This window comes from Pseudomonas sp. FeS53a (genome assembly GCF_000931385.1).
GTDB classification, from domain to species: domain Bacteria; phylum Pseudomonadota; class Gammaproteobacteria; order Pseudomonadales; family Pseudomonadaceae; genus Metapseudomonas; species Metapseudomonas otitidis.
Genome location: NZ_JYFT01000014.1, coordinates 73,899 through 85,094 on the forward strand (window position 1 = coordinate 73,899; position 11,196 = coordinate 85,094).

An 11,196-nucleotide genomic window follows, 5' to 3' on the forward strand; every position below is an offset into this window, starting at 1 on the left:
CCCGCCGAAAAGCCCGGGCGGATCGGGGCGGGCAAGGCGAACGCAAGCGAAAAAGCCGGCATCCGGCAGGCAACACCCGGTGATATGCAGCGATCCTCCCGCGACCGGGCCATCACTCGCCCGGCCGGTACAGGTGCGCATGCCCGGCGCGGTACAGCGACGAGTCGGCAAAGCCCTCGGCCGCCAGCACCTCCCCCACCAGAATCAGCGCCGTCCGGCGGAAGCCCACGGCCCGTACCTTCTCGGCGATGTCGGCGAGGGTGCCGGTGACCTGGGCCTGGTCCGGCCAGCTGGCGCGGTGGATCACCGCCACCGGGCAGGCCGGCCCGTAGTGCGGCAGCAGTTCGGCGACGATCTCCTCGATCCGGCTCACCCCCAGGTGGATCGCCAGGGTCGCCCGGTGACGGGCCAGGTCCCCCAGGGACTCGCCCTCGGGCATCCGCGTCTTGCTGGCGTGGCGGGTGAGGATCAGCGTCTGCGACACCTCCGGCAGCGTCAGCTCGCAGCCCAGCAGGGCCGCACAGGCCGCCGTGGCAGTAACGCCCGGCACGATCTCGTAGGGAATGCCGCGCTCGCGCAGGTGGCGGATCTGCTCGCCGATGGCGCCATACAGCGACGGATCGCCCGAGTGCACCCGCGCCACGTCCTGGCCCCGGGCATGGGCCTCGGCCAGCAGCGCAACGATCTGCTCCAGGTGCAGCTCGGCGGTGTTCACCGCCTGCTGCGCCTGGTGCCCCTCCAGCACCGCCTCCGGCACCAGCGAACCGGCATAGAGGATCACCGGGCAATGGCGGATCAGCCGCTGCCCCTTCACCGTGATGAGTTCCGGATCGCCCGGGCCGGCGCCAATGAAATAGACCGTCATGGCCGTTCAGCCTCCAGGTGGATGCAGGCCAGCGCGCAGGTCGCGCGGGCACTGCGGCGTTTGTCGAGCAGCAGGTGCGAAGGCCCCTGCCCCAGCCGATCGGCCAGCACCAGGGCCGCCGCCTCGGCCACCCCCGCACTGCCGGCCAGGGCGCGGACCCGCTCGGACGGCTGGCTCAGGCGCGCCTCCAGGGCGTTCAGCGCCTCGGGGGAAACGCCCCGCAACGGCAGGTTGCGCTCCGCCGCCAGCGCCCGCAGGCCCGGCTCCAGGGCGCGGTCCTCGCGGGTCGCCAACGCCGCCAGGCGCGCCGGCGGCACACCGGCCTCGGCCAGGCAGGCATCCAGCAACGCCCCCAGCTCCGCCGCCGTGCAGCCCTGGCGGCAGCCGAAACCGGCCACCAGCGAAGGCGGCGTCAGGGAAGCAGCAGCGGGGTTCATGGCGTGGCAGGTGACCGGGCGGGAAAAATCCGCGCAAGGACAGCACGGGCCCGACGAGGCGTCAACCAACGCGATTGACCGCCGCCCGGGCCCTGCGTAGCCTTCCGTCCTTTCGAGGTTCTCCAGCGAGCGCTGGAGCTAAGAGGGAACGTGGTCCAAGCCACGGCTGCCCCCGCAACTGTAAGCAGCTGATGCCCTGTCCACAGCCACTGCCCACGGGCGGGAAGGCGGACCCGGCGGCGCCCCGCGCCAGGCTGCGAGCCAGGAGACCTGCCTCGGCGAATTTCCAGACAACCGGGCGGGGTGATCCGGTGGCGAATACCTCCAGTGGGCCCGGCCCGCTGCATTCGTCATGCCCGCCACAGAGCACCTGAGAGGCGCGCATGAAAACCCTGGCCAAGCTCCCCGTCACCATCGTCACCGGCTTCCTCGGTGCCGGTAAGACCACCCTCCTCCGCCACATGCTGGACAACGCCCAGGGTCGCCGCATCGCGGTGATCATCAACGAATTCGGCGAGCTGGGCATCGACGGCGACATCCTCAAGCAATGCAGCATCGGCTGCAGCGAGGAAGAGGCCGTGGGTCGCGTCTTCGAACTGGCCAACGGCTGCCTGTGCTGCACCGTGCAGGAAGAGTTCTTCCCGGTCATGCGCGAGCTGGTGGCGCGCCGTGGCGACCTCGACCAGATCCTCATCGAGACCTCCGGCCTGGCCCTGCCCAAGCCCCTGGTGCAAGCCTTCCAGTGGCCCGAGATCCGCAATGCCTGCACCGTGGACGCGGTGATCACCGTGGTCGACAGCCCCGCCGTCGCCGCCGGCACCTTCGCCGCCTTCCCCGACCAGGTGGACGAGCAGCGCAAGCAGGACCCGAACCTCGACCACGAATCGCCCCTGCACGAACTCTTCGAAGACCAGCTGGCCAGCGCCGACCTGGTGATCCTCAACAAGACCGACCTGCTGGATGCCGACGCCCTGGCCGCCGTACGCGCCGAAGTCAGCGAAGAGCTGCCGCCGGCGGTGAAGGTGGTCGAGGCCGCCTCCGGCAAGCTGCCGCTGGACGTGCTGCTGGGCCTGAACGCCGAAGCCGAGCTGCACATCGACAGCCGCCCCACCCACCACGATCACGAAGAACACGAGGACCACGACCACGACGAGTTCGACTCCTTCCACGTCGACCTCCCGGAAGTGGACGAGCGCGCCCTGCTCGCGGCCCTCGGCCAGTTGGTGGAACGCCACGCCATCCTGCGCATCAAGGGCTTCGTCGCCGTCACCGGCAAGCCCATGCGCCTGCTGGTGCAGGGCGTCGGCAAGCGCTTCGACAAGCACTTCGACCGCGCCTGGCGCAGCGACGAACCCCGCGCCACCCGCCTGGTGGTGATCGGCCAGGAGCTGGACCAGGCCACCATCGCCAACGAACTGCGCACCGCCCTGGCGTAACCGCCGAACCGGCGCCTCTCCCCCGGGAGAGGGCCGCTCCACCGAGCCGAGGCCCGAGCCATGCACCTGTTGCGCACCCAGCCCGGCGGCTTCGTCCCTGACGACGGCATCGCCCACCTGGCCCAGACGCCTGCCGAGCTGGTCATCCTCTGCAGCGGCGACTCGCACCTGGCGCTGCTGGCCGAGGCCGCCCGCACGCTGCCGGAGGACTACCCGAGCCTGCGCCTGGCCAACCCGATGCAGCTGCAGAACCACGCCTCGGTGGACCTCTACGTCGACGAGGTGCTGCAGCACGCCAAGGTCATCCTCATCTCCGTGCACGGCGGCGTCGGCTACTGGCGCTACGGCATCGAGCAACTGGTGGCGCTGGCCGAGCGCGGCGCCACGCTGATCCTGGTGCCCGGCGACGACCGCCCCGACCCCGAGCTGGCACGGCTCTGCACCGTTCCCGCAGAGGATGCCGAGCGCTACTGGCACTACCTGCGCCAGGGCGGGCTGGACAACGCCCGGCAGCTGTTCGCCTGCCTCGCCAGCCGCTGCCTGGGCCACGCGATGCCCTGGGAGGAGCCCAGGGCGCTGCCCCGCGTCGCGGTCTACCACCCGCGCCAGCCCAACGCCGGGCTCGCCCACTGGCGCGCCGACTGGCAACCCGAGCAGCCGGTGGTGGCGCTGGTGTTCTACCGCACCCACCTGCAGGCGGCGAACACCGGCTTCCTCGACACCTTCTGCGAACGCCTCGCCGCCCAGGGCCTCAACCCCCTGCCCATCGCCGTGGCCAGCCTCAAGGAGGCCGCCTGCCTGGCCACCCTCGAAGACTGGCTGGACGAAGCCGGCGTCGAGCTGATCATCAACACCACCGGCTTCGCCCAGTCCTCGCCGGAGGCGCCCAGCCTGCGCCCGTTCCGCCGCGACGTGCCGGTGTTCCAGGCCATCTGCAGCCTGGACAACCAGCCCCAGTGGGAGACCAACGCCCAGGGCCTGGGCCCCCGCGACCTGGCCATGCACGTCGCCCTGCCGGAACTGGACGGCCGCCTCATCACCCGCGCCATCAGCTTCAAGGGCCTGGCCTGGCGCAGCGAACGCAGCCAGAGCGACGTGGTCTGCTACCTGCCCCATGTCGAGCGCATGGACTTCGTCGCCGAACTGGCGCGGCGCTGGCTGCTGCTGGCGCGCAAGGCCAACGCCGACAAGCGCGTGGCGCTGATCCTCGCCAACTACCCCACCCGTGACGGCCGCATCGGCAACGGCGTGGGCCTGGACACCCCAGCCGGCGCGCTGAACATCCTCCGCGCCCTGGAGGCCCAGGGTTACCCCGTGGCCGGCCTGCCGGAGAGCGGCACCGCCCTTATCCACAGCCTGCTGGGCGGCGTCAGCAACGACCTCGACAGCCTCGACGCCCGCCCCTGCGCCCAGAGCCTGGCCCTGGACGACTACCTCGCCTGCTTCGCCCGCCTCCCCGAAGCCAACCAGCGGGCGGTGACGGAGCGCTGGGGCGAGCCGCAGCAGGACCCGATGTTCCGCAGCGGACGGATGATGATCGCCGGCCTGCGCTTCGGCCTCGCCTTCGTCGGCATCCAGCCGGCGCGGGGCTACCAGCTGGACCCGGCGGCCATCTACCACGACCCGTCGCTGGTGCCGCCCCACGGCTACCTGGCGTTCTACTTCTGGCTGCGCGAGGTGTTCGGCGCCGATGCGCTGGTGCATGTCGGCAAGCACGGCAACCTCGAATGGCTGCCCGGCAAGGGCGTCGGCCTGTCCGCCGAATGCTGGCCGGACGCGGTGATGGGCCCGCTGCCGAACATCTACCCCTTCATCGTCAACGACCCCGGCGAAGGCGCCCAGGCCAAGCGACGCGCCCAGGCGGTGATCATCGACCACCTGATGCCGCCGCTGACCCGCGCCGAAACCTACGGCCCGCTGCGCGACCTGGAGCGCCTGGCCGACGAGTACTACGACGCCTCCCTGCTCGACCCGCGCCGGGCCGTGCAGCTGCGCGGCGAAATCCTCGAACTGGTCAGGGCCACCGCCCTCGACCGCGAGCTGGGCCTGAGCCTCAACGACGACGCCGACAGCTGGCTGCCACAGCTGGACGCCTACCTCTGCGACCTCAAGGAATCGCAGATCCGCGACGGCCTGCACGTATTCGGCGAATCCCCCGTGGCGGGCCTGCGCGACGACACCCTGCTATCCCTGGTGCGCATCCCCCGTGCCGACGGCAAGGGCGGCAACGCCAGCCTGCTGCGCGCCCTCGCCCGCGACCTGGCGCTCGACCGCGACCCGCTCGACCTGGCCTGGGCCGAACCCTGGGAAGGGCCGCGCCCCGCCGTGCTCCAGGGCGTCGACGACGCGCCCTGGCGCAGCAACGGCGACACCCGCGAGCGCCTGGAGCTGCTGGCCCGCCAGCTGATCGCCAACCCGGCCGCCGAAGCCATCGGCCCCGCCAGCGACGCGGTTATCCACAACCTGCGGCAGGTGATCGCCCCCGCCCTGGACGCCTGTGGCGCAGCGGAAATCGGCGGCGTGCTGGCCGCCCTCGACGGGCGCTTCGTGCCCCCCGGCCCCAGCGGCGCCCCCAGCCGCGGGCGCCTCGACGTGCTGCCCACCGGGCGCAACTTCTTCACCGTGGACGTGCGCAACCTGCCCACGCCCACCGCCTGGCGCCTGGGCTTCCAGTCCGCCAGCCTGCTGCTGGAGCGCCACCTGCAGGACGAAGGCGACCACCTGCGCCAGCTCGGCCTGTCCGTCTGGGGCACCGCCACCATGCGCACCGGCGGCGACGACATCGCCCAGGCCATGGCCCTGCTGGGCGTACGCCCGGTGTGGCAGGCCGGCAGCCAGCGCGTGGAGGACTTCGAGATCCTCCCGCTGTCCTTGCTGGACCGCCCGCGCGTGGACGTGACGCTGCGGGTCTCGGGCTTCTTCCGCGACGCCTTCGCCAACCTCATCCGCCTGTTCGACGCGGCCGTACAGGCCGTCGCCGAGCTGGACGAGCCCGACGACCTCAACCCCCTCGCCGCCCGCGTGCGCCAGGACCGCGCCCGCCTGGAGGGCGAAGGCCTGCCAGCGGAGGCCGCGCGCCGCGAAGCCGGCTGGCGGGTGTTCGGCGCCCAGCCCGGTGCCTACGGCGCGGGCGTGCAAGGGGTGATCGAGGCCCGCACCTGGGAAACCCGCACCGACCTGGCCGAGGCCTACCTCAACTGGGGCGGCTACGCCTACGGGGCCAGCGATGCAGGGACCCCGGCCCGGCAACGCTTCGGCGAGCGCCTGGAAGGGCTGCAGGCGGTGCTGCAGAACCAGGACAACCGCGAGCACGACATCCTCGATTCCAACGACTACTACCAGTTCCAGGGCGGCATGCTCGCCACCGCCGAGACCCTGCGCGGCCAGGCGGTCGCCAGTTACCACGGCGACCACAGCCAGCCGGACCTGCCGCGCATCCGCACCCTGCGGGAGGAACTGGGCCGGGTGGTGCGCGCCCGCGCCGCCAACCCCAAGTGGATCGCCGGCATGAAGCGCCACGGCTACAAGGGCGCCTTCGAACTGGCCGCGACGGTGGACTACCTGTTCGCCTTCGACGCCACCACCCACCTGGTGGACGACCACCAGTACGCCCTGCTGGCCGACGCCTACCTGCTGGATGCCGACACCCGCGCCTTCCTCCAGCAGCACAACCCCGAGTCCCTGCGTGACATCACCGAACGCCTGCTGGAAGCCCAGCAACGCGGCCTGTGGGAAGAACCGGGGGATTACCGCGAGGCGCTCGAAGACCTGCTGCTGGACATCGAGGAACAGTGACGGCTCAGCCCTGCGCCACGCTGCCGTCTTCCCCCGGCCGGCGTTCGCCGGGGTTCTTGCCCTCGCGGGAGTGGTGTTCGATCACCGCGTTCAGCTCCGCCCCCAGCAGCAGCACCGCCGCCGACAGGTAGAGGTACAGCAGGAGGATGATGATGGCGCCGATGCTGCCGTACATGGCGTTGTAGGTGGCGAAGTGCTGGGCGTAGTAGCTGAAGCCGAACGAGGCCAGCAGCCAGGCCAGCACCGCCAGCACCGAGCCGGGGGTGATGAAGCGGAACTCCTGCTTCACGTCCGGCAGCAGGTAATAGAGGGTCGCCACCACCGCCATCATCAGCAGGATCGCGGCCGGAATGCGCAGCCAGTTCCACAGGATCACCACCGCCTCCTCGATGCCCACCCGCTGCGCCAGCCAGCCCATGGCCTGCGGCCCGGTGATCATCAAGCCCGCCGCCGCCAGCAGGAAGGCCGCCACGCCCAGGGTGTAGAACACCGAGAGCGGAATGCGCTTCCAGGCCGGGCGGCTCTCCACCACGTCGTAGACCCGGTTCATCGCATCCATGCTCGAACGCACCGCCGACGAGGCGGACCACAGCGCCACCACCGCACCCAGGGAGAACAGCCCGGGCTTCTGCGTCTGCAACTGCTCGATGGCCGGGCGCACCAGGTCCATCGCCTCCACCGGGAGCACCAGCGCCGCCTGGGTCTGCAACCAGTCGAAGAAGGTCGGCAGGTGCAGGAAGCCGATCAGCGCGATCAGCAACAGCAGGAACGGGAACAGGGAAAAGAACATCTGGAAGGCCAGCGCCGAGGCATAGGTCGGCAGCTCATCGTCGATGAACTCGTTGACGGTGCTGACCAGCAGGGTGCGCCCTTTGACGCCCTTCAGGCCCAGGTAGCGGATCATGGCTCGGCTCGCTCTAGTTCCTTGGCAAGGCAATGGACGGCGCAGCGGAGGCAGGAGTTCAGGGGGATTTTCCGACCGGCGGTCAGCCCGGCGCCGCCGCGCCTGGGCCGCGGCATCCCGGCGGGTCGCGGCGTTGCGCCGCGCTGCGCTTTGCGGCCGGCGGGGAATGATCGGCGCCACGACCGGTCTGTACACACAGCTCCCGTTGTCGATGGACCGCCCCGATGCACACGATTCGCCACCCCCTCCACGCGTTGCTCTGCACCCTGTTCCTGCTGGCGCTCTCGGGCTGCGCCAACCTGGCCCCACGGGACCCAGTGCGCATCGACCTGGTGGGCATGGAGCCGGTACCCGGCCAGGGGCTGGAGATGCGCTTCGTGGTGAAGCTGCGGGTGCAGAACCCCAACGACACGCCCATCCGCTACAACGGCATCGCCCTGGACCTGGACATCAACGACCAGCCGCTGGCCAGCGGCGTCTCCGACCAGGCCGGGGAAATCCCCCGCTTCAGCGAAACCGTGGTGAGCGTGCCGGTGACCATCTCGGCCTTCTCCGCCCTGCGCCAGGCCTGGGGCGCCACCAGCAGCCGCAACACCCGCGCGGGTATCCCCTACAGCGTGCGCGGCAAGCTCGGCGGCGGGTTCTGGGGCACCGTGCGCTTCAACGACAGCGGCGTGCTGAACCTGGCCGAACCGGTGCAGGTGTATTGAGCGGCTGGGTAACTGAAGGCACAGGCGGGGCGGAACAGCGCCCCATGGTGCGAGATGGCGGGCGAGGCCGAACGGCCCCGCCAGGAACGACCGAGCGCCTAACGCCCCAGCGCCAGGTCCACCAGTAGCTCCAGCGCCTGCGGCACCTCCACCTCCTCGGTGTCGATCACGCATTCGGCGTCCAGCGGCGGCTCGTAGGGGCTGTCGAGCCCGGTGAAGTTGCGGATGCGCCCTTCCTGCGCGGCCTTGTACAGGCCCTTCGGGTCGCGCCGAGCGCAGGCCTCGAAGGAGGTGCTGACGTACACGCAGTGGAACTCGCCCAGCTGGAACAGCGCCCGCGCCGCCTCGCGGTCGGCTCGGAACGGCGAGATGGCGGAGACGATCACCACCAGCCCGGCATCCACCATCAGCCGGGCCACCTCGGCGATGCGGCGGATGTTCTCGCGGCGCGAGGCATCGTCCATGCCCAGGTCACGGCAGAGCCCGTTGCGCACGTTGTCGCCGTCCAGCACGAAGGTGTGCAGGCCACGGGCGTTCAGCTCCATTTCCAAGGCGTTGGCCAGGGTCGACTTGCCGGCACCGGAAAGGCCGGTCAACCAGATGCAGCAGGGGCGCTGGTGCTTGATCGCAGCGCGCGCGGACTTGGACAGGGCCAGGTTGTAGGGGCGGATCCACGCCGGCACGGCGGAGGAGTCAGGACTGGGCATAGCCAAGCATCTCGTAGTCGCGTTGATAGGCCCGTCGTACCAGGCGGCGGGTTCGAGCGGTACAGAACTGCCTCACCGGCGCCGCCTGGCGCTCGCATGAGACGTTGGCGCGGGGCAGGTCGGCCTGGACCCCGAGCCGCTGGCAGAGACGGTGGAAATCATGCGCCATGTTTTCCTGGCGGCCAATGAAATCCACGGCCAGTTGCCCGAGCGAATCGACCAGGAAATCAGTCTGCGGCGCAAAGTGTAGCTGGCGGTGGAGATTGTCCGGGTGCAGCCAGCGGGCGACGAACTCGTCGAAGTCGCGAAAGCTGCGCACCAGGCGCTGGGCCTCGGCATCGCGGGTCGACAGCGGGTTGCCCCGCAGGAAGGCATAGGCCGAATAGGCCCGCTCCAGCGGATCGCGCACGAAGGTGAATTTGAAGCTTTCGGCGTACTGCTCCGGGAACTGCCGCTCGTACCAGTACAGCGGCAGGTGGCCGGGGTACCAGCCATCGAACAGGCTGAGGCAGACACTGCTGCCGGCGCACTTGGGCACGTGGATGAACAGGCAGGCACGCTGTTGGAACGGCTCGGGAAACGCGAGGTTGGCCGACATCGCCTTGTTCACGGCCTGGCGGTCCACCACCGAGAGGCGGTCCAGCAGGAAGCGCCGTTGCGCCTTGGGCAGGAGTTTCCAGAGGAAGCGTTGCAGCATCGGGTGGTCCAGGTAGTGCGGGGCCTCACGGCCCGGCGAGACACCTCTAAAAACGACCTGCGCTGTAAACGCCGAGGTTTTTAGAGGTGCTCTGTGATTAAGGTCGCCACATCCCTGTACGCAAGAGCAGTCATGCTCCCTGCGAAAACCTTATCAACCGCGATGCCACGGCTTATGCCCAGTTGGTAAAGAGTGTCAGCAAACCGATACAAAGCCCGGCCAGCATAGCCACCGCCAATCCGGGGCTAAAACCCTATACACTATGCGGCCTTTTTCGTGCCACACAGTGAGTACCCCGTGAGCAACCTGCCACCCTGCCCCAAGTGCAATTCCGAATACACCTACGAAGACGGCGCGCTGCTGATCTGCCCCGAATGCGCCCACGAATGGTCCGCCGAGGCTGGCGAAGCCGCCGCTGAAGAAGGCCGCGTGATCAAGGATTCGGTCGGCAACGTGCTGCAGGACGGCGACACCATCACCGTGATCAAGGACCTGAAGGTCAAGGGATCGTCCCTGGTGGTGAAAGTAGGCACCAAGGTGAAGGGCATCCGCCTGGTGGACGGCGACCACGACATCGATTGCAAGATCGACGGCATCGGCGCCATGAAGCTCAAGTCGGAGTTCGTGCGCAAGGTCTGACCCCGCACCTCCGCGTCACGGGCGCACCCTCGCGGTGCGCCCGGCTCGTTTCAACCGCGCAGGCGCGCGGCCGCCTCCAGCAGCATCCGCTGCGTCCCCTCCCAGCCCAGGCAGCCATCGGTGATGGACACGCCGTAGCGCAGCTCGCACGACAGCGACTGGGCACCGTCGAACAGGTGACTCTCGATCATCACCCCGCGCAGGGCACTCTGGCCGGCCAGGCGCTGGTCGATCACGTCCGTCAGCACCGCCGGCTGGCGCAGCGGGTCCTTGCCACTGTTGGCGTGGCTGCAGTCCACCAGGATGCGCGGCGCGATCCCCAGTTTCTCCAGCCCTTCGCGGGCCGCCTGCACGCTGGCGGCATCATGGTTCGGGCCTTTGTGGCCACCGCGCAGCACCAGGTGGGTGTCCGGGTTGCCGGCGGTTTCCACCAGCGCCGGGCGGCCCTGGGCATCGAGGCCGAAGTGCTGGTGGGCGTGGGCCGCCGAGCGCATGGCATCGGTGGCGATGCCGAGGCTGCCGTCGGTGCCGTTCTTGAAGCCCACCGGCAGGTCCAGGCCGCTGACCATCTCGCGATGGATCTGCGACTCGCTGGTACGCGCGCCGATGGCCGCCCAGCTCAGGGCGTCGTCCAGGTAGCCGGCCACCAGCGGCTGCAGCAGCTCGGTGGCCACCGGCAGGCCGAGCCCGGCGATCTCCAGCATCAGCCGGCGGCTCAGGGCCAGGCCCTCCGCCATGTCGCCGCTGCCGTCCAGGTGCGGGTCGTACACCAGGCCCTTCCAGCCGACGGTAGTGCGCGGCTTCTCGACGTAGGCGCGCATCACCAGCAGCAACTGGTCGCTCACCAGCGGGGCCAGGGCCGCCAGGCGGCGGGCGTAGTCCAGGGCGGCCTCCGGGTCGTGGATCGAGCAGGGGCCGACCACCACCAGCAGGCGCGGATCCTCGCCATCCAGCACGGCGCGCACGGCTTCGCGCTGGGCCTGGATCTGGCGGGCCAGTTCGACGG

Annotated in this window: 10 protein-coding genes and 1 riboswitch; of the genes, 4 read left to right on the forward strand and 6 right to left on the reverse strand. The window is 70.0% G+C overall.

From position 1 onward, the window contains the following. Positions 1–112 precede the first annotated feature (112 nt). Entirely contained in the window at positions 113–865 is a 753-nt protein-coding gene (cobM, locus tag SZ55_RS05435) for a precorrin-4 C(11)-methyltransferase (protein ID WP_044402558.1), read from the reverse strand. Next, on the reverse strand, positions 862–1,302 hold the full coding sequence (locus SZ55_RS05440; RefSeq protein WP_044402561.1) for a cobalamin biosynthesis protein: 441 nt from the start codon (positions 1,300–1,302) through the stop codon (positions 862–864). Before SZ55_RS05440 ends, cobM begins: the two co-directional genes overlap by 4 nt. A gap of 98 nt (positions 1,303–1,400) precedes the next feature. Next, a riboswitch (cobalamin riboswitch) is annotated at positions 1,401–1,594 on the forward strand. 91 nt (positions 1,595–1,685) lie between these two features. Here SZ55_RS05440 and cobW point away from each other — a divergent pair. Together cobW and cobN are read left to right on the forward strand one after the other, a co-directional pair. Then, positions 1,686–2,738 carry a cobalamin biosynthesis protein CobW gene (gene cobW / locus SZ55_RS05445; protein ID WP_044402564.1) on the forward strand — a complete coding sequence of 351 codons (1,053 nt, stop codon included), beginning with the start codon at positions 1,686–1,688 and terminating at the stop codon, positions 2,736–2,738. Positions 2,739–2,798: 60 nt separating this feature from the next. Next, a complete protein-coding gene (gene cobN, locus SZ55_RS05450) occupies positions 2,799–6,533 on the forward strand; it encodes a cobaltochelatase subunit CobN (protein WP_044402567.1) in 3,735 nt (1,244 codons plus the stop codon). 4 nt (positions 6,534–6,537) lie between these two features. Here cobN and SZ55_RS05455 read toward each other — a convergent pair whose 3' ends face one another. After that, on the reverse strand, positions 6,538–7,437 hold the full coding sequence (locus SZ55_RS05455; protein ID WP_044402569.1) for a YihY/virulence factor BrkB family protein: 900 nt from the start codon (positions 7,435–7,437) through the stop codon (positions 6,538–6,540). Positions 7,438–7,670: 233 nt separating this feature from the next. On the opposite strand from SZ55_RS05455, the gene SZ55_RS05460 reads away from it, so the two are divergent. Then, positions 7,671–8,147: an LEA type 2 family protein gene (locus tag SZ55_RS05460; protein ID WP_442963691.1), complete on the forward strand. Its 477-nt coding sequence runs from the start codon at positions 7,671–7,673 to the stop codon at positions 8,145–8,147. Between the two features lie 98 nt (positions 8,148–8,245). Here the strand turns inward: SZ55_RS05460 and cysC are convergent, their stop codons facing one another. Further along, positions 8,246–8,854 carry an adenylyl-sulfate kinase gene (gene cysC / locus SZ55_RS05465; protein ID WP_044402573.1) on the reverse strand — a complete coding sequence of 203 codons (609 nt, stop codon included), beginning with the start codon at positions 8,852–8,854 and terminating at the stop codon, positions 8,246–8,248. Next, positions 8,841–9,551, reverse strand: coding sequence for a sulfotransferase family 2 domain-containing protein (locus SZ55_RS05470; protein ID WP_044402576.1), 711 nt, complete (start codon positions 9,549–9,551; stop codon positions 8,841–8,843). Before SZ55_RS05470 ends, cysC begins: the two co-directional genes overlap by 14 nt. A gap of 297 nt (positions 9,552–9,848) precedes the next feature. Here SZ55_RS05470 and SZ55_RS05475 point away from each other — a divergent pair, with 297 nt between their 5' ends. Further along, positions 9,849–10,190: a zinc ribbon domain-containing protein YjdM gene (locus SZ55_RS05475; RefSeq protein WP_044402578.1), complete on the forward strand. Its 342-nt coding sequence runs from the start codon at positions 9,849–9,851 to the stop codon at positions 10,188–10,190. 50 nt (positions 10,191–10,240) lie between these two features. On the opposite strand, the gene SZ55_RS05480 is transcribed toward SZ55_RS05475, so the two are convergent. Then, positions 10,241–11,196: 3-deoxy-7-phosphoheptulonate synthase (locus tag SZ55_RS05480; RefSeq protein ID WP_044402581.1), on the reverse strand; the 956-nt coding region annotated here is incomplete at its 5' end.